This window comes from Streptomyces sp. NPDC043952 (assembly GCF_056435325.1).
The window spans coordinates 1-24,002 of the sequence record NZ_JBWKES010000010.1 but is presented as its reverse complement, the minus strand read 5'-3'; the positions used below and the strand labels follow the sequence as shown (position 1 = coordinate 24,002).

Here is a 24,002-nt window from a genome sequence, read left to right as displayed (position 1 = left end):
CGTCAGCCATAGACACGTGCCGGTGACGGTCGTACCGCCGCCTCGACCGCCTCCGCCAGCGGTTCGATGTCCCGTGGGGTCAGCGGGGACACCGTGATGCGGACGGCCGGGGGGCTGGACAGGCGGAAGCGGGCGCCCGGAGCGACGCCCCACCCGGACTGGAGGAGGCGGGCGACGGTGGCCGTCTCGTCGGGAACCGGGATCCAGACGTTCATGCCGGTACGCCCACGCGCCTCGATGCCACGGACGGCCAGCGCCTCGATCAGGGGCTGCCGCCGGGAGCGGTACGACTGCGCCACCGCCGTTCGGTCCACCGCGCCCTCGATCCACAGATGGGCCACCGCCCGCTGGAGCACCAGGCTCACCCAGCCGGGCCCGAGGCGCAGCCGGCCGCGGACCCGGTCGACGGTCACCGGGTCGCCCGCGAGGACGGCGAGGCGCAGATCGGGGCCGTACGTCTTGGCTGCGGAGCGCGCGAAGGCCCAGTGCCGGGTGGCGCCCGCGAGGGGGTGCGGGGGCAGGTCCACGATGCCGTGGCCGTGGTCGTCCTCGATCAGCAGGGTGTTCGGATGCGCGCGCAGCACCCTACGCAGGTCACGCGCGCGGGCGGCGGACACGGCGGCGCCGGTCGGGTTCTGGGCGCGGGCGGTGACGATCAGCGCGCGGGCCCCGTCGGCCAGGGCGCGGGCCAGGTGCTCGGGGGACGGCCCGTCGTCGTCCACGCTCACCGGGACCGTGCGCAGGCCCAGCGCCGGCAGCAGATCGAGGACGCTCCCCCAGCCGGGGTCCTCGACGGCGACCGCGTCACCGGGCCTGAGGTGGGCGGCGAGGACCCGCTCGATGGCGTCGAGGGAGCCCGAGGTGACGGTGAGGGCCCCCGCGGGGACGCCGTCGGCGTCGAGTTCGGCGCGGGCGACGCGGGCCAGCTCGGGGTCGACGGGGTCGTCGCCGTAGAGGACGGCCCGCCGGTCCCCCGCCTCGGCCGCCGCGGCGAGCGCCGGGGCGAGGGGCGGCAGCAGGGCCGGGTCCGGGTTGCCGGTGGACAGGTCGCGGGCGCCCGGCGGCACCTCCACCCGCAGCTGAGCGCGTCCGGTGGTGACCGGCTTGGGCCGCACCCGGCTGCCGCGCCGCCCGGCGGTCTCGATCACCCCGCGCTCGCGCAGCGTGCGGTAGGCGGCCGCGACGGTGTTCGGATTCACCCCCAGCCGGGCCGCCAACTCCCGCATGGGCGGCAGCGGTTGGCCGGGGCGCAGCTCCCCGGTGCCCACCGCGCGTTCGACGTCGGCCGCGATCTCCGCTGCGCCCCGGCCCTCGATCCGATACTCTCCTAGCACAAAACCAATTATGCACTAGTACAAACGCGTATCGCCTGTCGGCTTCGCCTTGGAGGGACCGTCATGCCGGGCACCACCGCGGAAACCCAGCCCACCGTCTACACACCGACCGACCGCACCGTCCCCACCCGCAGCGCGGACCGGGCGTCGTACGACAAAGAGCTGGTGCACGCGATATTGGACGAGGGATACGTCTGCCACCTGGGCTTCGTCCGCGACGGCGCGCCCGTGGTGCTGCCCACGCTGTACGGCCGGGTGGGCGAGCGGCTCTACATCCACGGCTCGACGGGTTCGCGCCCGCTGCGGATGACCGGCGCCGCCGATCCGGGTCTGCCGGTGTGCCTGACCGTGACCCTCGTGGACGGCCTGGTGCTGGCCCGCTCCGCCTTCCACCACTCGATCAACTACCGCTCGGTGGTGGTGCACGGCACCGCGCACGAGGTCACCGACCCCGAGGAGCGGCGCCGCGCGCTGGACGCCCTGGTGGACCACGTCGTTCCGGGGCGCGCCGCCGACTCCCGGCCCGCGAACAAGAAGGAGCTGGCCGCCACCGCGGTGATCCGCCTCGACCTGGACGAGGTCTCCGCGAAGCTGCGCACCGGCGGCGCCAACGACGAGCCCGAGGACCTCGCCCTCCCGCACTGGGCCGGTGTCGTCCCGCTCCGCAAGGGGTACGACGCCCCGGTCCCGAACGCCGACCTGGCGTCCGGGATCGAGCTGCCGGACTACCTCGCCGGGGAGTAACTGCCCTTCGGCGCGGCCGGGTTGTCGCCGGGCCCCGCCGGGCGCCCGTCGCCGCCCCCGCGCCCGGCCGCCTCGCTCACGGTCAGGCCCGCGACCGCCGTGAGCATCAGCAGGGTGCCGATCACGGTGGTGGCCGTGAGCCGCTCGCCGAGCAGCAGCACGGCGAGCACGGCCGCGGTCACCGGCTCCAGCAGCATGATCACGGAGACGGTGGCGGACCGTACGACGGCCGCGCCCGCGAAGTACAGGGCGTACGCGAGCGCCGTGGGCACGGCGGCGATGTAGCACAGGAGCCACAGCAACCGGGCCGGGTGGCCGGTGTGCGGGAGCAGTCCTTCGTGCAGCGCGAACGGCAGCACGCACAGGGTGGTCACCGCGAAGGCCCACACGGTGGTCTCGGACGCGTCGGCGCCGCCGTCCCGGCCCCACCAGCGGGTCAGCAGGGTCATGGCGCCGTAGCCCGCGGCCGACAGCAGCGCGAGCAGCACACCCGCGGGGCGGACGGCCGCGCCCGAGTCACCGAAGGTCAGCACAGCGAGTCCGGCGAGGGCGCCGGCCACCGACAGGACGCCGCCCGCGCCGAGCCGTTCGCCGAGCAGGAGCCGGGCGCCGAGCGCGATGAGCACGGGGCCCGCGCCGAGGGTGACGACGGTGGCCACGGCGAGCCCGGTGGCCGCCACGGCCGCGAAGTAGGCGGTCTGGAACACCGCGAGTCCGAGGCCGGTGGCGAGGGCCTTCAGCACCCGGCGCGCCACCGGTTCGGCCGCGCCCCGCCGGGTCCGCGGGCGCAGACCGCGGCCGGCGAGCAGCAGCAGGAGGCCCAGCGCGCAGCGCCAGAAGGAGAGGCCGAAGGCGCCCATGTCACTGGTCCGGTAGACCAGGGAGGCGGCGGCGCCCGCGGTGCCCCAGGCGGCACCGGTGACGATCAGATACAGCAGGCCGCGCCCTACGGGCAGGCCACTGGAAGTGTGCGAGTTCGAGGTCGAGTTCGGGTTCGATGTCGAGTTCGGCAAGGGAGTTTCTCCGCAGGAACGCACCCGAGGGGTGCGGAAGTTCGGGGGCGGCCCGATCGATCGGGTCGCGCGGACTTCGTCTGCGGGCAGCACCGTCCGGCCCGGCGCCGATCGCGCCGGGCGGGTGTCCCGGAGGCCCGCCTCAGGCGGCCGGGGGCGGAAGTACGAGCGTGGACGGCATGACCAGCACTTTAGGCGGAGGTGCGGTGCCCCGACAACGCCCTTTCCGGGCCGCCGGGGACGACCGGTTCCGGCGACCCCTTGGCGGGCGTCGCGGACTGGGCGATGAACGCGCCGGCCAGGACGATGACGCCGCCGAGGACCTGCGGCGCGGACAGGTGCTCGCCGAGCAGCACCCAGGCCAGCACCGTCGCGATCACCGCCTCCAGACAGGCCACGACCCCGGCGACCTGCGGGGACAGCCGTCGTACCGACAGCACTCCGGTGATGTAGGCGACCACCGTGGCGGCGAGCACGAGCCAGGCGAGCAGGGCGGGGGCGGGTACGGCGGTGCCGTTCATCCGCGCCGAACCGGTGAGCGCGGCCCAGTGGAGCTCCCAGGGGCGGGCCACGGCGGTGAGCACGAGGGCGCCCACGAGCAGGCCGTACGCGATGACGCCGAGCGGGTCCGGCGCCTGTTCGCCCGCGTCGCCGCCCTGGTCGGCGAGGATGAAGTAGCCGACCTGGCAGCAGGCGGCGGCGAGCGCGAACGCCAGGCCCAGCGCGTCGAAGCTCAGCCCCGACCAGACCTCCACCACACAGGCGAGTCCCCCGGCCGCGAGGACGACACCAAGCGCGGCGGCGCGGGTGACGGGCCGCCGCTGCACGAACCGCACCCAGCCGAGCACCAGCGCGGGCGCCAGGTACTCGATGAGCAGCGCCACGCCCACGGGAATGCGGGACAGGGCGGCGAAGTAGCAGGCCTGGACGCCGGCGACGGCGAACAGCCCGAACCCGAGGAGCAGCGCGGGGCGGCGGCGTGGCAGGGCGCGATGGCGCCAGGCGAGCGGCAGCATGACCAGGGCGGCGCCGGTCACCCTCAGCCACACCACGTGCAGCGGGTCGATTCCCGACTCGATCAGCGGCTTGGCGGCCACTCCGGACCCGCCGAAGGCCAGCGCGGAGACGAGCGCGAGGCCCAGACCGACGCCTCTGCCGCCGGTTTCACTGCTCTCAGAGGTACGCACCGGCACATGATGACAGGCGACGACAGGAGCGTCATCCTCGTTGACACCTGTCTCAGGGGGTGGACGGCGGACGGGGGGCCGCGGGGCGAGGATCGACGGCGGACGGGGGCCCGCCGGGGCGGAGACGGACGGCGGATGGGAGTCCGCGGGGCGGGGATCGACGGCGGATGGGATCCGCCGGGGCGGGGACGGACGGCGAACGGGGGTCCGCCGGGGCGGAGACGGACGGCGGACGGGGTCCGCGGGGCGGGATGGACTGCGGGCGGGGCTCCCCCGGAGCCGGGCCCGGTCCTCAGAAATCCGCGTCCTGAGCGAACTCCCCATGACCGCCCGCGCCGAGACCCCCGGAGCCGGTGGCCTCGATCCGGTCGGACAGCTCGCGCGCGTCGATGCCCGCACGCTCCAGGACCTCGACGGCACGCGAGTCCGGGTCGGCGACGAGCGCGGCGAACAGATCGGTCGCGTCGGCCGCGTGCCCGCCGCGCCGCTGCGCCCGCTCTCGGGCACCGTGCAGGGCGGCGGCCACCGCCGGGGACCAGTCGCCCGCGTCGCCGGTGGCCGGACGGGGTACGACGGGGATGGCGCCCGAATCCTCGACGCTGCCCTGCCAGCGCAGGCCGTAGCCGATGCTGCGCTGCACCAGATAGCCGAGGAGCCGGGCGAGTTGGGGCGGGCCGCCGACGGCGGAGCGCACCTCGGGGTCCTGTTCGAGGAGCGAGTGCAGCAAGTGGGCGGTGTCGACCTGCCGGTCGCCGTCCCGTACGGCCCGGCGGCGGGCACCGGCGACCACCGTCGCGAGCTCGGCACCGAGCGCCGCGGCGTCCTGGCACGGGTGCGCCCCCGAGGACGCGGGGGCGGTCGGGCGGGCGGTACGGGATTGCACGACCCCACCCCATCAGCCGCAACGGGCCGAGTCATCCCCGAGCGGAACCATTTGGGCGTCCCACGCAGAGTGGACATCCCCATCGGCGATCTCATCCTTGGGGAGGAGATTTCGGCCGTTCCGCCTCCGGGGGCGCGCGCCGGTTTGCACACCACCGGCCGGGCAACCGCCGTACGTCACTCAGGACATGGAAGGCGGGGGCGACTGCCGGCTCGTGGCGCTGCCGGCGATCGACGGGCTGCCGTTCGCTTTCCAGCGCGGCTACCGGCGGGTTGACGATGATGCTGGCGTCGGCTGGCGGGAATGCGGGGGCCGGTGATCGCGAAGTTGCTGCGGGCAGATGCCAATCCGGTGGGCCGGCGCCCCGGTCGCAGCGCTAGCGGGCGAGGAACGGACCCAGTACCGCAGTGAGTTCAGTGGGAGCGTCCAGGGCGATGAGGTGAGCAGCGGCAGGGAACTCGACCAGGGTGGCGTCGGGGATCTCGGTGCCGTACCGGCGGCCGATGTCCTAGAAGTCGGCGACGTCGAGCATGCCGATCCCCACGAGTGTGGGGACGGAGATTACGGCGATGTCACCGGTTGTGGTGCCCTGGGAGTGTTTCCCCACGATGTCCTGGTTCACCAGCGACGTCCGTAGCGGGCCGCGGAGTTGGTCGGCCAGTCCCGCGGCAACGTCCTCCCACCCCCGAGCCGGCCCGCGCAACCACATGTCCAGGTTCACACGGACGGCGGCGTCCAGGTCGCCCGCGGCCAGGGCCGCTGTTTCGGCCTCGTCGTAGGCGACCATTTCCGCAGACCAGTGGTATCCCGGCCATGGTGGGGCGAGCAGCGCCAGGGAATGCACCCGGTCCGGGTGGGTGAGAGTGAAGTCCACGGCAACGCGACCGCCCCAGGACGCGCCGACGAGCCGGACACGTTCGTGGCCCAGGTGATCCAGGAGACGGCGCAGGTCGTCAGCCTCGCTGAACGGTCCGGTCGGGGGTACGGACTCACCGAAGCCGCGCAAGTCGTACCGGATGACCGTGTGCCGTTCCGCGAGGGCGGGCACGACCTTGTCCCACATACGGTGATCGGCGACGCCGGCGTGCACGAGTACGACGGGCGGTCCATCGCCGGCGACGACGTAGGAAAGGTGGCCAAGATCGTCAGCGAGTACAGGCATCCGCAGATGCTCGCAGGACGACGATGCACGTGCCACCTAATAAGGGAACGCCCTACTCCCGCTTCGCGACCATGGCCATCTGGCCACGCGGTCACAGCACTAGCGCCGACGCTGCCCTCAGCTCCTGACGCTTCATCAGTATGAAATGTTCCCGGCCGGACCAAGCTCACCGACTGACCCTCGCAGGGGCCATGGAACACCACCCACACCGGCTTCCATGCGGGCGGCCCGGTCTGCTGTGACGGAATGGGAAAGATGCCCCGCGCTCTCGCTCCACGGGGCACCCTCTTGTTCGCCTTCCCGCCTCCCGCTACGGCCCTCAATCCTCGTCGGCGAGGATGAGATACAGCTTCTTGCGGGCCTCGTTGACGACGGCCAGCGCCTTCTCGCGCTGCTCCTTGGTCCCGGTCTTCCAGACCTGCCCGAAGGCTTCCATCAGACCCATGCCGGCCTGCCGGACCTCGCCCAGCGCCTCCCAGTCGACCCCGCGCGAGGCCTCCTCCCAGGGCGCCTCCGGACCCTCCTCGGCGACACCGCGGCCGCTGTCGGTGAGGGAGAACAGCTTCTTGCCGCCCTCGCTCTCGCTGACGATCAGGCCCTCGTCCTCCAGCATCTGGAGGGTGGGGTAGACCGAGCCGGGGCTGGGCTTCCAGGCGCCGCCGCTGCGCTCGGCGATCTCCTGGATCATCTCGTAGCCGTGCATCGGGCGTTCCTTCAGCAGGGCCAGGATCGACGCCCGCACATCACCGCGCCGCGCCCGCCCCCTGGGACCGCCCCGCCCCCGATGCCCCCAGGGCCCGAACCCAGGGCCGAACCCAGGGCCACCCGGACCACCGGGCCCGAACGGCCCGAACGCGGCGCGCCGCGCCTCGAACCCGCCCATGCCCATGCCGCGCCGACCGCGACCCTCGTGCCGCTCGAATCCATGTCCACGCATGGCGATCACTCCATTCCATCGCTGATCTCTCACGTCTGCATCGCGTATCGTTCGCGATGCCTCAACGATATATCGGAACCGATCGCCTGCCAAGCCCTTTTTGACTGGCGACGACCGGGCGGCACGTCGGCTTCGAGTCGTGGCTGGAGCGGGACCGGCTGCTGCTGATGGACTTCGATCCGAACGCGGTGGGGATCAGCTCGCAGCCGTTCTGGCCGCACTGGCATGACGGCGAGCGGGAGCGTCGGCACGCCCCGGACTACTTCGTGCGTCGCGTGGACGGCTCGGCGGTGGTAGTCGATGTCCGTGCGGGCGAGCGGATCGAGCCGAAAGACGCCGAAGCGTTCGAGGTGACGCGCCTGCTCTGCGTCCAGGCCGGGTGGAGGATCGCCGGCTTCTTGTCACAGGCGCGTGGTTGGGTGGCTTCATCCTTGAAGGAGGACCACGTGACTGATCTCAAAGCGGAGCTGCACGGCAAGCTGCAGGCAGGACGGGCCAGTCTGCTCTCCAAGCTGGGGGGTCTCACCGAATACGACATGCGCCGGCCCATGACGCCCACCGCCACGAACCTGCTGGGCTTGGTCAAACATCTGGCAGGCCTTGAGTACGGATACCTCGGCGAATCGTTCGACCGGCCGGCGGGAGAGCCCCTGGCCTGGGTCGAGGACGGTTCGATCTGGGAAGGCGCAGACATGTGGGCCAGGCCCGATGAGTCCAGCAAGTACCTCATCGGGCTCTATCAACGTGCCTGCGCGCATGCCGACCGGACCATCACGGATCTCGCACTCGAAACTCCGGGCCAGGTGCCGCACTGGCCCGAAGACCGCCGGGCCACCACCTTGGGAGTGTTGCTCGTTCGCATGGTCTCCGAGACTGCCCAGCATGCCGGCCACGCCGATGTCCTGCGAGAGCTCATCGACGGCAATGCCGGACCAGATCACGACGGCTTCGGCGACGATGCCAAGTGGCAGCAGTATCACGCCCGCATCCAGGCGGCGGCCGACACCCACCGCGCTCAAGACTCGTTGAGACCGCCCGACCTTCGATGAGACGGGACAGTGAGCACCTGACGAAGGTGCCTGGGGCGGTCGCGGCTATGATCCGCACCTTCGATGCGATGGGGGTACCTGGTGGGGATACTTCGGCGCGGAGAGCATCGTGACGGGGCGGACGTGCCGCGTGATCGGGAGTTCGCGTTTCTGTCCGAGGCGGAGGCTGCCCGGTTGCGTACGTTCGTCCGCGAGGCGTTCGCGGAGCGTGGCATCGAGGTGACGGTCGAACCAGGACGCGTGACCACGGACTCGGGTTGGCGCTTCGGCCTCTCCAACCTCGCGGCCGTATGCCACAACGACAACCGCGGACCGCGGGGCTGGCGGAAGCTGGTGGACGAGCACGTCGACCGGGTCATCCGCTCGATGGCTGGGCCCCAGGCTCTCAGGGTCCTGCCGCACGAACGGCTGCTGGCCCAGCTCTACCCCCGCTTCATTCCCAGCGATCCCGCGCTCCTGAAGGCCTTCGGTTACGGGCCCCGGTCGGTGCCGGATCTGCTGGAGGTGCTGGCGCTCGACCTCCCGGAAACCGTCGACATGCTGACCGCGGACTCCCTCTCCGACCTGGGTGAGATCACCGACCTCCGGGACCGCGCGATGCGGAACCTCCGGGCCGTCCGCGCCGACAAGCACAAGGTGGTCAGGGACAAGGACGGTTCCCGTTTCGACGTGCTGACGGGCGGCTCGTACTTCATCGCGAGCCTCGCCCTGGTCCTCGACGAGGTCGTACGCCGCTACACCAAGGACTCACCGGCGCCGCACGGAATCCTGGCCGCGCTGCCGCACCGGCGTCAACTCGCCTTCCACGTCGTCCGCGACAGGGACGTGCTCCCCTCGCTCCACGCCATGGCCCGGTTCGCCGCGGCGGGATTCGAGGAGTCACCGGGTGCGCTGAGCCGTTCGGTCTTCTGGTGGCACGGGGGCCGGTTCACCCGGCTCGCCACACAGGACAACACCGGCCCGCACCTCGAACTCACCCAGGAAGCCATGGACTTGGCGGCACGTTTCGCGGGCGGATAACCGAGCCTGGCTCACCCTGGTGCCGTGCGGTCGCTCCGCAAATGCCGGCGGCAGACCACATCAACCGAGACGACAGAACTTCACGACAAGGCATCTCGCACACCTATACACGGTTCCTCGGGGGCTACGGCCGCGGCGGGGCGCCGGGCGTGTCTGGTGGGTGGTCCGTCCGGCGGCTCGCAGGCGGAGCGCCTCGCCGATCAGACCACACGGCCCGGCGCCGCCCGAGCGCGGTGCGGCGGCGGGCAGGCACGGCCGACTCCCTCCGCCCGGGCGGTTGGGCGCGATCACGTGGCTCGGAAAGCGGGCCGGCGCTCCGGAATTGGCCTTGGCCGGCCGGTCGGCGCAGCCGTTAGTTTCGGGGGATGCGGATTCGAATCGTGGACGCCTTCACCGACCGGCCCTTCGCAGGCAACCCCGCCGGCGTGCTGCTGCTGGACGGCGACGCCTTCCCGGCCGACGGCTGGATGCAGAACGTCGCCATGGAGGTCAATCACGCCGAGACGGCGTTCGCGCACCGGCTGCCCGCGGGCGGCGACGCGGACTGGGCGCTGCGCTGGTTCACGCCGGTCACCGAGGTCGCCATGTGCGGGCACGCCACGCTGGCCGCGGCACATGTGCTGCACACGACCGGCGCGCACGAGGGTCCCGTGCGGTTCGCCACCCGCAGCGGGGTGCTCGTCGCCACGCCCGCCGGGGACGGCGCGATCACCCTGGACTTCCCCACCGCGCCGCTCACCCCCGTCGCGGTGCCGGACGGCGTCGCCGAGGCGCTGGGCGCGCAACCGGTCGCCGTCCTCGACACCGGGGCGAACGTCGGTGACCTGCTGGTGGAGTTGGCGGACGAGAAGACGGTCCGCGGTCTCACCCCCGACCACAAGGCGCTCGCCGCATACTCCGCGCGCGGGGTCATCGCCACCGCCCGCGCCGACGACCCGTCAGGGGGCTACGACTACCTCTCCCGCTGCTTCTTCCCGAACGTCGGCATCGACGAGGACCCCGTCACCGGCAGCGCCCACACCGCGCTCGCCCCGCACTGGACCGCCCGCCTCGGCCGTACCGACCTCACCGGCCTCCAGGCGTCCCCCCGCACCGGCCTGGTGCGGACCGCACTCCGCGGCGAGCGCACCCTGCTCACCGGCCGCGCGGTCACCGTCATCGAGGGCGAGCTGCACGCCGGCCCGGACGCATGACCCGCCGGCCGCGTCAGGCCGTCGGCAGCCAGCCCACTTTGCCCGCGAGGAGCGCGTAGCCGACGAACGCGCCGATGTCGAGCAGCGAGTGGGCGACGACCAGCGGGCCGACCCGTCCCCAGCGGCGGTAGAGCCAGACGAACACGACGCCCATGACCATGTTGCCGAGGAAGCCGCCGATGCCCTGGTAGAGGTGGTACGAGCCGCGCAGGACCGCGCTCGCGACCAGCGCGGTCCCCGGCGCCCAGCCCAACTGGCCCAGCCTGCGCAGCAGATAGCCGACGACGATGACCTCTTCGAGGACCGCGTTCTGCACCGCGGACAGGATCAGCACCGGGTACTTCCACCACACGCCGGGCAGCGCCTCGGGCACGACGGTGAGGTTGAAGCCGAGGCCCCGCGCGGCCAGGTAGAAGGCGATCCCGGTACTGCCGATCACCGCCGCGATCGCCGCGCCCCGGCCGAGGTCGGGCCAGGGCCGGGTGCGGTCGAAGCCGAGGGTGCGCAGGCTCCTGCCCTCGCGGAGCAGGAAGTGGGCGACCAGGGCGACCGGGACCAGGGCGGTGGCGATGCCGAACAGCTGCCAGGCGAGGTCGAGCCAGGGACGGCCCGGCGCGGCCGAGGCGTTGAGGGTGGCGGCCTGGTCCTTGAGTCCGCCCGGCTTGGTCACCGAGCCGATGAAGCTGATCAGCGCGGAGACCCCGCTCGCGCCCAGCGACAGCGCGAGCACGAGGATCGTCTCGTCGCGCAGGATCCGCCGCGTCCGCTGTTCCAGCCCGCCCGCCAATCCGGCCTCCACCTTCACCCCTGCCTCCCACACCTCACGAGCCGACTGCCGCATTGCCCGCAAGGATCGCAGAAGCACCTGGGAGAACCGCGCACCGGGCCACCGGGCCACCCGGCCACCCGGCCACCCGGCCACCCGGCCACCCGGCCACCCGGCCACCCGGCCACCCGGCCACCCGGCCACCCGGCCACCCGGCCACCGGGGACGGTACACCGCCCACCGCCCCTACTCGCCCGCCTCGAACCTCCCGCTCACGCCACCGGCACCGCCAGTCGCGCGCCTCCCGCTCACGCCACCGGCACCGCCAGTCGCGCGCCTCCCGCTCACGCCAGCGACACCGCCAGCCACGCACCTCCCGCCTACGCCGCCGGCACCGCCCGCCTTGAACCCCCCGCTCACCCCAACGGCACCGCCCGCCTTGAACCCCCCGCTCACGCCATCGCCACCGGTTCCGGCAACCCCACCGGCCACATGTGCACCGGCTCCCCCACATGCATCAGCTCGGCGTACCGCCGCGTCGTCGCGGCCAGTGCGGCCTGCCGGGACAGGCCCCCCTCCAGCGCCCGGTGGAAGGTCGCGGCCTGCCAGGACGCGCCGTTCATCCGGCGCCGGCAGCGCTCCTCGATGACGCCGAGGTACAGATCGCGGTCGGCCGCCTCGACGCCCCACGCGTCCAGCCCCGCCGAGGCCAGCGGCAGCAGCTCGTCGCGGACCAGGGTGACCGCGTCGACCTCGCCCGTGCCGCCGTACCGCCCGCGCCGGGGCCAGACGAAGCGGGCGTCGATGCCGTGGCGGCACGCCGCGTCGAAGTTGGCCTCGGCCGCGGTGAACGGCAGCCGGGTCCACACCGGCCGGGACTCCTCGGCGAGGGCGCGCACCAGGCCGTAGTAGAACGCCGCGTTGGCGATGACGTCGGTGATGGTGGGGCCGGCCGGCAGGACCCGGTTCTCCACCCGCAGATGCGGTACGCCGTCCGCGATGCCGTACACCGGCCGGTTCCAGCGGTAGATGGTGCCGTTGTGCAGCACGAGTTCGGCGAGTTTCGGGGTGCCGCCGGCCGCGATGACCTCCAGCGGCTCCTCGTCGTCGCAGATCGGCAGCAGGGCCGGGAAGTAGCGCAGGTTCTCCTCGAACAGTTCGTACGCCGAGGAGACCCACCGCTCGCCGAACCAGGTGCGCGGCCGTACGCCCTGCGCCTGGAGTTCGGGCGGCCGGGTGTCGGTGGACTGGAGGAACAGCGGTGGCCGCGACTCCCGCCACAGTTCGTGGCCGAACAGGAACGGGGAGTTCGCGCCCACGGCGATCTGCGCGGCGCTCGCCGCCTGCGCCGCGTTCCACACGTCCGCGAACCGGCCCGGCGTCACCTGGAGGTGCAGTTGCACGGAGGTGCACGCGGCCTCCGGGACGATGGACTTGGCGGTGCAGACCAGGTGCTCCACGCCCTCGATGTCGAGCCGGAAGTCCTCCCCGCGCGCGGCCACGATCTGGTCGTTGAGCAGGGTGTAGCGGTCGACCTCGGAGAGGTTGGAGGAGACCAGGTCGTCCCGGCCGAGCGTGGGCAGGATGCCGGTCATCACGATGCCCGCGTCGACCTCCCCGGCCTTGCGGTCGGCATAGGCGAGCGAGGTCCGCAGCTCCTCGGCGAGGCGGTCGAAGACCCGGCCGCCGAGCCGGTGCGGCGCTATGTTCACCTCCAGATTGAACATCGCGAGTTCCGTCTGGAAGTCACGGCTGGCGATACGCTCCAGCACTTGGCCGTTCAACATTTTCGGCATGCCGTCCGGACCGGCGAGATTCAATTCGATCTCGACGCCCATGAGGTTCCTGGGGCGGTCGAATCGCTTCTCGACCAGCAGCCGCTCCAGCCCCGTCAAGCACTTCTGGAGCTTTTCGCGATAGCGCTGGCGATCGGACAGGTCGAACTGCCCTGCCACGACCTTCTCCCCCATCGAAGTGTCCCTCCTCGGATGGGCGGTCCGCGTTCCGGCCGCCGGGGCTCCCAGGGTCAGGTGGAGTAATGCCCAGTGAAAGCGATCGATAACGTCCCGCGCCACCCGGACGCCCGCTACGCTGTCGGAATGTTCCCTGCGGCACATTCACGGGGCATGTCGCGAGCGCACCTACGGGTGCCCCGAACGCCTCGTGAAAAACGCCGATGACTTTCGGCCGTCCGCGAACGGAGCGTAAGGCGAGGTCGACGCCCGGTGACCGTCCGTAAATCGGGAGGATTTCCGCGAATCAGCGGCCTGTTCCTGTCTTGTGGGGCCCGCGGCAATGGGTTAGATGAAACACCGCCTGAACACATGTCGTATAAACTTCGTCCACAAGGCGGGAGGGTGGCGCCCTCGGTCCGGGTCCTGCCGCATTCCTGCCGCTCCGGTTGACGGGCGGCGGAGCGCGCCGCACCCTCGTTCTCCACCGACCGGCCCCCACCTCTCCGCCTTTTGTGAGCAGACAGCGCCGTCCGCCCCACCCTCCTCGCGCCCCGCGCCTGTCGAATGAGAGGCGACCCACCATGCCGCTTCACGTTGCCCCTGCCCCCGCGCCCGCCCTGCGCTCCGTCCTCACCGCCCTGAGCTCACCGACCGCGGTCCGTGAGGCCCGCACCCCCTCCCTGCGTGCCGCGCAGGGCCCCGTGACCCCCGAACTCCCTTTGCCCGTCCATGTGTTGGACCGGATCACGCCGCAGGGCCTGTCCGCCACCCGGCTGGCGGGCTGGCGCTTCCTGATCCGCTGCGGCGACCGGACGCCGGCCGCGGCCGAGACCATGCTCACCCCCGACGGCTGGGCCTTCTCACACTTCTTCGAGGGCCCGTACGTCGCCTCCACCGAACTGGCCCTGAAGCAGGCCGAGTCGCTCCAACAGCCTTACCAGCCAAGGCTGTTGTCGGTGCCCGGCCTCTACATGCTCACCCTGTGGCTGCACGGCGACACCGCCGCCGACGGCGCCGAGGGGCATCCCGCCGCCAGCGATCTGCTGGTGCCGCTCGCCCCGGCACCGCCCGGCATCGCGGCGCACCTGCCGCACCCGGTGGCCGATCTGCTCCCGGTGCTGACCCTGCGGGCGACCCGGCTGCCCCTGCTCGGCTCGTCGGCCGCCTGACGCACGGGCCCCGGACGGACTAGTCCACCTCGGCCAGGGCGAACCACCTGAAAGGACAGGGTAGTTGAGCTGAACCGTCCGCGCGGGTGACGCGTCCTCAACCTTGTGGGAAGCGGTGCCTCGAAATCCCTGCGGAACGACGCCCGTGGGGCAAGACTGGGCTCCGAACGACTGCATGACGGGGGACGCCATGACCACGACAGAGCGAGAGATCCCATCCATGTGCCAGCACCAGCCACCGTGCCCGCCAGCCGAGTCCGCCGACCGGGAGTCCGCCCGCCTCGTGGCGCACCACCCGGAACAGGGATGGAGCCTGCTGTGCAACGGCGTCCTGTTCTTCGAGGACACCGGTGAGCTGCTGCCCGACGGCCGCGTCATCGCCCCGCACCGCCCGCTCGGCGCGGACCAGGTGGTGACCGCCGCCTGACCACGGCGGCGCCGCGAGGACGGCGAGGACCGAAGGGGCCGGCCGCACCCACCCGGTGCGACCGGCCCCGACGCGTGTCCGGCTGGTCGTATCCGCGCCGCGGGGGTGGGATGGAAGGAGACGGCGCGGGACACCGGTGAGGAACGGTGAGTCATGTCCGGTTACGACGCCCCGGCGGGCGCACGTGTGGTGGTCGGAGTGAGCGGCTCCCCCGGCAGCGTCACGGCCCTGCGGCGGGCGGGCGCGCTCGCCCGCCGGCTGGGGGCGGAGCTGTGGCCGGTGCTGGCCTGGGAGCCGCCGGGCGGCGAACCGGCCACCCGCCGCTCGCCCGCCGCGGGTCTGCCGGACGAGGAGTGGCAGCGGCTGGCCGGAGGCCGGCTGGTCGCGGTGCTCGCGGAGGTCTTCGGGGAGCGGGGGCCCGGCGTGCCGGTGCACGGCCTCGTCGTCCGCGGCAGTCCGGGCCGGGCGCTGGTGGCGCTCGCGGACCGCGAGGACGATCTGCTGGTCGTCGGCACCGGCCGGCGCGGTCTGCCGGGGGCCTTCTGCGGCCGGGTCCGCCGGCACTGCCTCGCGCACGCCGACTGCCCGGTCCTCGCCGTACCGCCGTCCCCGCTGGAGTCCCAGCTGCTCGCCGTCCACCGGCGCAACGCCTGGCACCTGCCCCTGGACACCCGAGGGCTGTGATCTTCGCCGCAGCGAGCGCGTAGGAGCCCCGTCAAGAACCGGGTCGGGCGCGTCAGGGCGCCGTCAAGCGTCGCGCCGCCCCCGCCCCGACTGATTACCGTCGATGTCATGGAGCACAGCGACGACACCCGCCCCCGGCTGACGAGCCCACGGCCGCCGGCCGCCCTGCCCACCGCGTACGACCGCGAGTGGGCCGGCGAGGTGCGTACCGCCGCGCGCTGCGCCGCCGCGCTGTTCGCGCTGCTGCTGTGCATCGACGGCGCGGCCGGCTCCCTCACCTGGGCGCGGGGCCTGTTGTGGTGCGCCCTGGCCCTGCTCCTGTTCCTCGTCCTGTATCCGGCCAGGGTGTCGGCCGGTGACGGCTGGCTGGCCAGCAGGCGGCTGCTGCGCACCCGCCGGGTGCGTACCGATCTGCTGGTCGCCGTCCGCCCGCTGGACGGCATCACCCGGCGCCTGGTGCTGCGCGACCTCCTGGGGAACCGGGTGGAGATCGACCCGGAGGTGCTGGTGCGCAACCCCGCCCTGTGGCACCGGCTCGACGACGGCGCCCGCCACGCCCTGGCCGGCGGCACCCTGCGCTGCGGCACCACCGCCCTCGACCAGCTCGCCCACCGGCTCGACCGCGAGACGGCCCTGGCGGTCTTCCGGGCATCCGGGCTGGAGTGAGGGCGCCCGGACCGCACCACGCCCGGCGACCGCGCCCCAGACGGCACCGCGCACAGCGACCGCGGCCCAGACGGCACCGCGCACAGCGACCGCGGCCCGGACGGCACCACGCCCGGCGACCGCGGCCCGCCCGGCCCCCACGCGCAGTGCCCGCGGCCCGCCCGGCACCACGAACTCCACACCCCGCACGGTCCGCGCGCAGTGCCCACGGCCCGCCCGGCCCGCCGAACTCCACGCCCCACGAGCCCGCGCGCAGTGGCCACACCCCCGACGGCACCACGCGCGATGACGCTCGGTGGCCGCCGATTCCCCGGAGGTGCGCCCCGCCACTCGTTCGGCTCAGCTCCCGGCCACCCGCTCCTGCCTCAGCTTCTTGATGCGGCCCTGACGGCACCGCGCCATTCTTAACGCAAGATTGACGCCTCCCCGCCCCCGATCCGGAGGCCCAGGCGTCACGCTCTGCATACGCTGGTGCCGCCGTCCGTGTGATGGCTGAAAAAGAGCTGAGCCCCACATCAGGAGCGCCCCGATGGCCACGACCGAACACCCTCCCAGTACCAGCCGCCTGCGCGCCTGGATGCTGGAGGGCCTGTCCGACATGGGCAAGAGCGGTGGCCACACCGGACCGCACGCCCAGCCGGAGCCCCCGCACAAGGGGCAGCGCTGGTGGCGGGTGATGTGCCTGACGGGTGTCGACTACTTCTCCACCCTCGGCTATCAGCCGGGCATCGCCGCGCTCGCGGCCGGTCTGGTCTCCCCCATCGCGACCATCGTGCTGGTGATCGTCACCCTGGCGGGCGCGCTGCCGGTCTACCGGCGGGTGGCCGAGGAGAGCCCGCACGGCGAGGGCTCCATCGCCATGCTGGAGCGGCTGCTGTCCTTCTGGAAGGGCAAGCTGTTCGTGCTGACCCTGCTCGGGTTCGCGGCCACCGACTTCCTTATCACCATCACCCTGTCCGCCGCCGACGCCTCCACCCACCTGGTGGAGAACCCGCATTTGACGAGCGTCCTCCAGGGCAAGCAGATGCTGATCACTTTGCTGCTCGTGGCGCTGCTCGGCGCGGTGTTCCTCAAGGGCTTCCTGGAGGCGATCGGCGTCGCGTTCGCCCTGGTGGGCGTCTATCTCGCGCTCAACCTGGTCGTGGTGGTCGTCGGCCTGTGGCACGTCATCACGGCCGAGCACGTGGTGACGGACTGGACCAGCGCCTTGACCGCGCAGCACGGCAACGTCTTCGTGATGATCGGCGTGGCCCTGATCGTCTTCCCGAAGCTCGCCCTCGGTCTGTCCGGATTCGAGACGGGCGTCGCCGTCATGCCGCACGTCAAGGGCGATCCGGGCGACACCGAGGAGCACCCGACCGGCCGCATCCGGGACACCAAGAAGCTGCTGACGACCGCCGCCGTCATCATGAGCTGCTTCCTGATCACCAGTAGCTTCATCACCACCCTGCTGATCCCGGAGAAGGAGTTCCAGCCGGGCGGTCCGGCCAACGGCCGTGCCCTCGCCTACCTCGCGCACCAGTACCTCGGCGGCGCGTTCGGCACGGTGTACGACGTCTCGACCATCGCCATCCTGTGGTTCGCCGGCGCCTCCGCCATGGCGGGCCTGCTCAATCTGATGCCGCGCTATCTGCCCCGGTACGGCATGGCCCCGCACTGGGCGCGCGCGGTACGGCCGATGGTCATCGTCTTCACGCTGGTCGCGTTCCTGGTGACCTGGATCTTCGACGCCAACGTGGACAAGCAGGGCGGCGCCTACGCCACGGGTGTGCTGGTGCTGATCAGCTCTGCGGCGATCGCGGTGACCATCGCCGCGCGCAAGGCGGGCCAGCGCCACTGGACCATCGGCTTCGCCGTGATCTCGGTGGTGTTCCTGTACACCACGGTCGTCAACGTCATCGAGCGTCCCGACGGTGTGAAGATCGGCGCCTGCTTCATCGTCGGCATCATCCTGGTCTCGCTGCTGTCCCGGCTGGCCCGCGCCTTCGAGCTGCGCGTGACCAGCGTGACGCTCGATCCGCTGGCGGAACGTTTCATCAGGGACATGGCCAGCCGCAAGATGCGGTTCATCGCCAACGAGCCCGGCCACCGGGACAAGGCCGAGTACCGCGACAAGGTCGAGCAGATCCGCGCCGACAACGACATGCCGGAGCAGGAGGACTTCGTCTTCGTCGAGGTCACGGTCACCGACCCGTCCGAGTTCGAGGCGGGCCTGACCGTGCGCGGCGAGGTCCTGCACGAGCGCTACCGGGTGCTGACGCTGGAGTCGGCGTCCATCCCGAACGCCCTGGCCGCGCTGCTGCTGCACGTCCGCGATGTCACCGGCTGCACCCCGCACATCTACTTCGAGTGGACCGAGGGCAGCCCGTTCGCCAACTTCCTGCGCTTCTTCCTGTTCGGCCAGGGCGAGGTCGCGCCGGTCACCCGCGAGGTGCTGCGCGAGGCGGAGCCGAACCGGGACCGCAGGCCGCGTGTGCACACGGGCTGAGCGGCGCCCTATCGTTTCCGGCATGCAGTCCTACACGATCGGCCAGGCGGCGCGGCTGCTCGGCGTCAGCCCCGACACCGCCCGCCGCTGGGCCGACGCGGGCCGGGTGGCCACCCATCGCGACGAGGCGGGACGGCGGCTGATCGACGGCCGGGACCTGGCCGCGTTCTCCGTCGAACTGGCCAAGGGCGGCGAGGAGGAGACCTCCTACACCTCCGTGCGCAACGCCTTCCCCGGCATCGTCACCGCCATCAAGCTCGGCGATGTCGCCGCCCAGGTGGAGATCCAGGCGGGCCCACACCGGCTGGTGTCCCTGCTGACCCGCGAGGCCGTCGAGGAACTCGGCCTGGAGGTCGGGGTGGAGGCCACGGCACGGGTGAAGTCGACAAACGTCCATATCGACCGCGTCTGACCGCCCCGACCCGCCTTCCGTGAGGCCCCTCAGGGAACCGCCGCCACCTCCACCGGCGCGCACCGGTACCCCCCGTCCACCCGGATCGCCGTGATCCCGCTGATGTGCCGGGCCCCGCAGCGGTCCTGGGGCAGGACCAGTTGGGGGCCGGCCGCGTCCAGCGGGGTGTCGTCGATGCTGACGCCCAGCAGGACGGGCGCGTCGGCGAAGTCCGGGTCGATCTCGGCCCAGGACAGCAGCGCGTGGTGGCCGTCGGTGCCGGTGACGGCGATCAGGAAGCGCAGCCGGTCCTTGCGGCGCACCGGGTCGAAGCCGGGTCCGGCGTCGGCGAGGACGTCGTACAGCCGCGGCCCCGTGAAGCGGTGGTGCTGCATGCCGCTGGTCGCGCACTCGAAGCTGACGGCCACCCGGTGCTGTGGCCAGCGCAGCAGATCCGGCACGGTGAGCCGGGCAGGACGTACGAGATCTCCGCTCAGGGCGAGTCGGGCGAGCGTCACCTGCGACCACCTCCGGCAGGACGGTACCCGCGGCGGAGCACCGTACAAACGCACATGCCAGCCACACCGCGCAAGATCCCAGCTCATGCGATGCGACAAGGGACTTACAGCTGGCAGATGCGGCAGTATCATCGCGGGGCGGCAGGTTCGTACGGCCGTACCAGGGCGCGACAGACGTTTCGCACAACGCGAGGAGCAGAACCGTGATGACCCCTTCCGTGCGCCGGACCCGGCGGATGCTTCAGCTGGCCGGCGCGGGAGCCGCCGCCCTGTTGACCCTCAGCGCCTGCTCCTCGTCCTCCGGGTCGTCGAAGCCGGCGTCGGACACCTCGGGTGCCCCCAAGCTGTCCGGCACGGTCACCGTGTTCGCCGCCGCCTCGCTCCAGGAGAGCTTCACCGCCCTCGGCAAGGAGTTCGAGAAGCAGCATCCGGGCACCAAGGTCACCTTCAGCTTCGGCGGCAGCGACACCCTCGCCGCGAGCATCACCGGCGGTGCCCCGGCCGATGTCTTCGCCGCCGCCAGCCCCAAGACCATGGCGACCGTGACGGACGCCAAGGACGCGGCCGGTGCCCCGGTCACCTTCGTCCGCAACCAGCTGGAGATCGCCACCCTGCCCGGCAACCCCGACAAGGTCGCCTCCCTGAAGGACCTCACCAAGCCCGGCCTGAAGGTCGTTTTGTGCGACAAGACCGTGCCGTGCGGCGCCGCCGCGCAGAAGGCGCTCACCGCCAGCCACCTCAAGCTCACCCCGGTCTCCTACGAGCAGGACGTCAAGAGCGCCCTGAACAAGGTCGAGCTGAAGGAGGCCGACGCGGCGGTGGTGTACAAGACCGATGTGCACGCCGCGGGTGACAAGGTGGAGGGCGTGGAGTTCCCCGAGTCCGCCAAGGCCATCAACGACTATCCGATCGCCCTGCTGAAGAACGCCAAGAACGCCGAGACGGCCAAGGCGTTCATCGCCCTCGTCCGGTCCGCCGAGGGCCAGAAGGTGCTGGGCGAGGCCGGGTTCCTCAAGCCGTGACCTCACCCGATGAGCCCGGCGCCGCGACCGGTCCCCGCACGGACCGGCCGCGGCGCCGCCGTGTCGGCAGGGCCGCGGGGGGCGGTACGACGATCCCCCGTCTCGGCACGCCCCGCCGCCCCGGCGTGTCCGGCCGCCTCGGTGTCCCGCTGCCCCTCCTGCTGCCCGGCGTCCTGGCCCTCGCCTTCCTCCTGCTGCCCCTGCTCGCGCTGCTCGTCCGCGCCCCCTGGCGGAGCCTGCCGCACCAGCTGACCAGCGCCCAGGTGTGGCAGGCGCTCCAGTTGTCGCTGGTCAGCGCCACCCTGGCGACCGCCGTCAGCCTCGTCCTCGGCGTGCCGCTGGCCTGGCTGCTGGCCCGCACGGACTTCCCGGGCCGCGGTCTGGTGCGCGCCCTGGTGACGCTGCCGCTGGTGCTGCCGCCGGTCGTCGGCGGTGTCGCCCTGCTGCTGGCGCTGGGCCGCAACGGCGTCATCGGGAAGTGGCTCGACGCCTGGTTCGGGATCACACTGCCGTTCACCACCACCGGGGTCGTGCTCGCGGAGGCGTTCGTCGCGATGCCGTTCCTGGTCATCAGCGTGGAGGGCACCCTGCGCGCCGCCGACCCGCGTTTCGAGGAGGCGGCCACCACGCTCGGCGCCTCCCGCTTCACCGCGTTCCGCCGGGTCACGCTGCCGCTGATCGCGCCCGGTGTCGCGGCGGGCGCCGTGCTGGCCTGGGCGCGGGCGCTCGGCGAGTTCGGCGCGACGATCACCTTCGCGGGCAACTTCCCCGGCCGCACCCAGACCATGCCCCTCGCGGTCTACCTCGCCCTCCAGAACGACCCTCAGGCCGCGATCTCGCTGAGCCTGGTCCTGCTGGCGGTCTCCATCGCGGTGCTGGCGGGTTTGCGCGACCGATGGCTGACAGGGGTGTGACATGACGGGAGGATGGCGGACGACACCCACCGAGCAGCCCCGGCCGAAGGACCCCGTACGCATGACCGACGCACCGGACCTCGACGCTTCGGGCCCCGAGAGCGCGGACCGGCAGGGGCTCGACGCCCGGCTCGTGGTGGACCGGGGCGGCTTCCGGCTGGACGTGGCGCTGCGGGCGGCACCCGGTGACGTGGTCGCGCTGCTGGGTCCCAACGGCGCGGGCAAGACCACCGCGCTGCGCGCCCTCGCCGGTCTGGTGCCGCTCGGCGACGGCCATCTGCGGCTGGACGGCGCCCCGTTGGAGCGCGTCCCGCCGGAGTCCCGCCCGGTCGGCGTCGTCTTCCAGGACTATCTCCTCTTCCCGCACCTGTCCGCGCTGGACAACGTGGCGTTCGGGCCGCGCTGCCAGGGGCAGGGAAAGGCCGAGGCCCGTGCGCTGGCCGCGGCCTGGCTGGAGCGCATGGGGCTCGCCGAGCACGCGGGCGCCAAGCCGCGCCGGCTGTCCGGCGGCCAGGCCCAGCGCGTGGCCCTCGCCCGCGCCCTGGCCACCCGGCCCCGGCTGCTGCTGCTCGACGAGCCGCTGGCCGCGCTGGACGCCCGTACCCGGCTGGAGGTGCGGGCCCAACTCCGCCGCCACCTGGCCGAGTTCGAGGCGGTCGCGGTCCTCGTGACGCACGATCCGCTGGACGCCATGGTGCTCGCGGACCGCCTGGTGGTGGTGGAGCACGGCCGGATCGTCCAGGAGGGCGCCCCCGCCGACATCGCCCGCCGCCCGCGCACGGACTACATCGCCCAGCTCGTCGGCCTCAACCTCTACCGGGGCGAGGCCGCGGGCCACACCGTACGACTGGACGCCGGGCCCTCGATCACCACGACCGAGGAGCTGTCCGGACCGGCCTTCGTGGCCTTCCCGCCCTCGGCCGTGACCCTCTTCCGGGAGCGGCCCGCCGGGGCCAGCGCCCGCAATCTGTGGCGGTGCGAGGTGGCCGGGCTGGAGACGCACGGCGACCAGATCCGCGCCGAGCTCACCGGTGAACTCCCGCTCGCCGCCGACCTCACCACGGTGTCCGCCGCCGAGCTGGAACTCCAGCCCGGTGCAGCGGTCTGGGCGACAGTCAAAGCGACCCAGACCCACGCATACCCCGCCTGAGCCGACGGGCGCTCTACGGTGGGTGCCCATGACCCTGAGCATCCGCAATCAGCTCTCCGGCACCGTCACGGCGGTCCATCCGGGCGAGGCCATGGCCACCGTCGAGGTCCGGCTGGAGGGCGGCCAGCACCTCACCGCGGCCATCACCCTGGCCGCCGCCGAGGACCTGGCCCTCTCCCCCGGCACACCGGTGCGCGCCCTGGTGAAGTCGACCGAGGTCTCCGTGGCCACGCGTCAGGTGGAGGGCCTGTCGATCCGCAATCAGCTGCCCGGCGCGGTGGTCGGCCTGACCATCGGTGCCGTCATGGCGACCGTGCGGATCTCGGTGCCGGGCGGCGAGCTGACCGCCGCCATCACCAGGGAGGCGGCCGTCCAGCTGGGCCTGTTCGTGGGCTCCGACGTGGTGGCCCTGATCAAGGCAACCGAGGTGTCGCTGGCCACCGGCTGACCGGCGGACGGTACGGGCGAGGGCCCCGCCCGGCGATCCGGATGCTGTTGGTTAATTCCGCCCCGCTGGATCTGATCCGGCGGGGCGGAGTGCTGCGAAGGGTGAGACGCGGGTGCGGGCGAGTGGTCTGCCGGTGAGCCAGGCGTCGAGGCGGGCGAGGTTGATGGCGGCGCCGGTGAAGTGGTGTTGCAGGCGGGTCTTGGCGAGTCCGCGGTAGCGGGATCTGCGCAGGCCGAAAGCCTGGACGCCGTGGGAGATGGTGCCCTCGGCCCCGGCGCGGTGTCCGTAACGGCGGCGCCAGTGGTCGGTGTCCTGCTCGATCCGGGCTTGCCGAAGGATGTCGTGCCCGGCTTGCGGCCGCAGCGTCAGATTGCGGCCGGTCCGCGCGTCGGTGCACGAGGTCCGCAGTTTGCAGGGGCCGCAGTGCCGGGCGGCGAAACGGACGCGGGTGACAGGGGTGCGCCGGCGGCTCTGGGCCTCTCGCCACTGAACGCTGGACTGGCCGCCGGGACAGACGGCCTGGCGCTGGTCCCAGTCGACGGTGAAGTGGGTGTTGTCGAAGAAGTCACCGCTCACCTGCCCCTTCACGCTGGTGGCCTTGACCGGTCCGACCAGCTCCATGCTGTGATCGCGCCGTGCGTGGTGGATCTGTTCGGCGCCGACGTATCCGGCGTCCACCAGGTGTTCGTCCGGCAGCAGGCCACGCTCGGCCAGCGCGGTGTGGATGCCCTCCAGGACGGCCACGTCGTTGACCGGCGCCGGGGTGGTGTGGATATGGGTGATCAGGTGAGGGGCGTCGGGCTCGCAGGTCTCGCTGAGGTGGACCTTGTAGCCGGACCAGCCCAGATCCCGCTTCGATCCGGTCCTGGCCTCGGGCTCGTG

General features: G+C 72.4%; 24 protein-coding genes and 1 pseudogene. 15 read left to right on the top strand and 10 right to left on the bottom strand.

Going from position 1 to position 24,002, the window contains the following annotated elements:
• Positions 1-2: 2 nt before the first annotated feature.
• Complete coding sequence (locus tag AC069R_RS14200; protein WP_478767098.1) at positions 3-1,334, bottom strand: aminotransferase class I/II-fold pyridoxal phosphate-dependent enzyme; 1,332 nt, start codon at positions 1,332-1,334, stop codon at positions 3-5.
• Positions 1,335-1,397: 63 nt separating this feature from the next.
• On the opposite strand from AC069R_RS14200, the gene AC069R_RS14195 reads away from it, so the two are divergent.
• Positions 1,398-2,078, top strand: a complete 681-nt coding sequence (locus tag AC069R_RS14195; protein WP_478767097.1) for a pyridoxamine 5'-phosphate oxidase family protein — start codon at positions 1,398-1,400, stop codon at positions 2,076-2,078.
• Here AC069R_RS14195 and AC069R_RS14190 read toward each other — a convergent pair.
• From AC069R_RS14190 to AC069R_RS14170, 5 genes are all read right to left on the bottom strand, one after another.
• A complete protein-coding gene (locus tag AC069R_RS14190; protein ID WP_478767096.1) occupies positions 2,060-3,091 on the bottom strand; it encodes a DMT family transporter in 1,032 nt (343 codons plus the stop codon). The two genes, AC069R_RS14195 and AC069R_RS14190, sit on opposite strands and share 19 nt — an antisense overlap.
• Positions 3,092-3,282: 191 nt before the next feature.
• Positions 3,283-4,284 (bottom strand): EamA family transporter, encoded by a 1,002-nt coding sequence (locus AC069R_RS14185; protein ID WP_478767095.1) that lies wholly within the window; start codon positions 4,282-4,284, stop codon positions 3,283-3,285.
• A gap of 286 nt (positions 4,285-4,570) precedes the next feature.
• On the bottom strand, positions 4,571-5,161 hold the full coding sequence (locus AC069R_RS14180) for a Clp protease N-terminal domain-containing protein (RefSeq protein WP_478767094.1): 591 nt from the start codon (positions 5,159-5,161) through the stop codon (positions 4,571-4,573).
• A gap of 508 nt (positions 5,162-5,669) precedes the next feature.
• Positions 5,670-6,323 carry an alpha/beta fold hydrolase gene (locus tag AC069R_RS14175; protein ID WP_478767093.1) on the bottom strand — a complete coding sequence of 218 codons (654 nt, stop codon included), beginning with the start codon at positions 6,321-6,323 and terminating at the stop codon, positions 5,670-5,672.
• Between the two features lie 319 nt (positions 6,324-6,642).
• A complete protein-coding gene (locus AC069R_RS14170) occupies positions 6,643-7,260 on the bottom strand; it encodes a PadR family transcriptional regulator (protein WP_478767092.1) in 618 nt (205 codons plus the stop codon).
• 104 nt (positions 7,261-7,364) lie between these two features.
• Between AC069R_RS14170 and AC069R_RS14165 the strand changes: the two are divergent.
• The 4 genes and pseudogenes from AC069R_RS14165 to AC069R_RS14150 all read left to right on the top strand — a co-directional run.
• Positions 7,365-7,634, top strand: a pseudogene (locus tag AC069R_RS14165) (TnsA-like heteromeric transposase endonuclease subunit); the annotation flags it as partial.
• Positions 7,635-7,706: 72 nt separating this feature from the next.
• On the top strand, positions 7,707-8,309 hold the full coding sequence (locus AC069R_RS14160) for a DinB family protein (protein WP_478767249.1): 603 nt from the start codon (positions 7,707-7,709) through the stop codon (positions 8,307-8,309).
• A gap of 174 nt (positions 8,310-8,483) precedes the next feature.
• Positions 8,484-9,329 carry a hypothetical protein gene (locus AC069R_RS14155; protein WP_478767091.1) on the top strand — a complete coding sequence of 282 codons (846 nt, stop codon included), beginning with the start codon at positions 8,484-8,486 and terminating at the stop codon, positions 9,327-9,329.
• A gap of 365 nt (positions 9,330-9,694) precedes the next feature.
• Positions 9,695-10,522 (top strand): PhzF family phenazine biosynthesis protein, encoded by an 828-nt coding sequence (locus tag AC069R_RS14150; protein ID WP_478767090.1) that lies wholly within the window; start codon positions 9,695-9,697, stop codon positions 10,520-10,522.
• 13 nt (positions 10,523-10,535) lie between these two features.
• Here the strand turns inward: AC069R_RS14150 and AC069R_RS14145 are convergent, their stop codons facing one another.
• Entirely contained in the window at positions 10,536-11,327 is a 792-nt protein-coding gene (locus AC069R_RS14145; RefSeq protein ID WP_478767248.1) for a CPBP family intramembrane glutamic endopeptidase, read from the bottom strand.
• A gap of 413 nt (positions 11,328-11,740) precedes the next feature.
• Positions 11,741-13,258: a glutamate-cysteine ligase family protein gene (locus AC069R_RS14140; RefSeq protein ID WP_478767089.1), complete on the bottom strand. Its 1,518-nt coding sequence runs from the start codon at positions 13,256-13,258 to the stop codon at positions 11,741-11,743.
• A gap of 566 nt (positions 13,259-13,824) precedes the next feature.
• Between AC069R_RS14140 and AC069R_RS14135 the strand changes: the two genes are divergently transcribed.
• From AC069R_RS14135 to AC069R_RS14110, 6 genes are all read left to right on the top strand, one after another.
• A complete protein-coding gene (locus AC069R_RS14135) occupies positions 13,825-14,412 on the top strand; it encodes a hypothetical protein (protein WP_478767088.1) in 588 nt (195 codons plus the stop codon).
• Positions 14,413-14,632: 220 nt separating this feature from the next.
• Positions 14,633-14,839 (top strand): DUF5999 family protein, encoded by a 207-nt coding sequence (locus AC069R_RS14130; protein ID WP_471061991.1) that lies wholly within the window; start codon positions 14,633-14,635, stop codon positions 14,837-14,839.
• Between the two features lie 153 nt (positions 14,840-14,992).
• The gene (locus AC069R_RS14125; protein WP_478767087.1) at positions 14,993-15,523 is read left to right on the top strand and encodes a universal stress protein; all 531 of its coding nucleotides are present in this window, start codon (positions 14,993-14,995) and stop codon (positions 15,521-15,523) included.
• Between the two features lie 108 nt (positions 15,524-15,631).
• Positions 15,632-16,189: a hypothetical protein gene (locus AC069R_RS14120; RefSeq protein ID WP_397987032.1), complete on the top strand. Its 558-nt coding sequence runs from the start codon at positions 15,632-15,634 to the stop codon at positions 16,187-16,189.
• A gap of 529 nt (positions 16,190-16,718) precedes the next feature.
• Entirely contained in the window at positions 16,719-18,677 is a 1,959-nt protein-coding gene (locus AC069R_RS14115; protein WP_478767086.1) for an APC family permease, read from the top strand.
• Between the two features lie 22 nt (positions 18,678-18,699).
• Positions 18,700-19,089, top strand: coding sequence for a molybdopterin-binding protein (locus tag AC069R_RS14110; protein WP_397987029.1), 390 nt, complete (start codon positions 18,700-18,702; stop codon positions 19,087-19,089).
• A gap of 29 nt (positions 19,090-19,118) precedes the next feature.
• Here the strand turns inward: AC069R_RS14110 and AC069R_RS14105 are convergent, their stop codons facing one another.
• Complete coding sequence (locus AC069R_RS14105; RefSeq protein ID WP_478767085.1) at positions 19,119-19,586, bottom strand: molybdopterin-dependent oxidoreductase; 468 nt, start codon at positions 19,584-19,586, stop codon at positions 19,119-19,121.
• Positions 19,587-19,792: 206 nt separating this feature from the next.
• Here AC069R_RS14105 and modA point away from each other — a divergent pair, with 206 nt between their 5' ends.
• From modA to AC069R_RS14085, 4 genes are all read left to right on the top strand, one after another.
• Positions 19,793-20,608, top strand: coding sequence for a molybdate ABC transporter substrate-binding protein (gene modA / locus AC069R_RS14100; RefSeq protein WP_478767084.1), 816 nt, complete (start codon positions 19,793-19,795; stop codon positions 20,606-20,608).
• On the top strand, positions 20,605-21,522 hold the full coding sequence (gene modB, locus AC069R_RS14095) for a molybdate ABC transporter permease subunit (protein WP_478767083.1): 918 nt from the start codon (positions 20,605-20,607) through the stop codon (positions 21,520-21,522). The genes modA and modB overlap by 4 nt, the downstream gene beginning before the upstream one ends.
• Positions 21,523-21,583: 61 nt before the next feature.
• A complete protein-coding gene (locus AC069R_RS14090) occupies positions 21,584-22,672 on the top strand; it encodes an ABC transporter ATP-binding protein (RefSeq protein WP_478767082.1) in 1,089 nt (362 codons plus the stop codon).
• 28 nt (positions 22,673-22,700) lie between these two features.
• A complete protein-coding gene (locus AC069R_RS14085) occupies positions 22,701-23,120 on the top strand; it encodes a TOBE domain-containing protein (RefSeq protein ID WP_478767081.1) in 420 nt (139 codons plus the stop codon).
• Positions 23,121-23,171: 51 nt separating this feature from the next.
• Here AC069R_RS14085 and AC069R_RS14080 read toward each other — a convergent pair.
• Positions 23,172-24,002 (bottom strand): transposase (locus AC069R_RS14080; protein WP_478767080.1); only part of this gene is annotated, 831 nt, incomplete at its 5' end.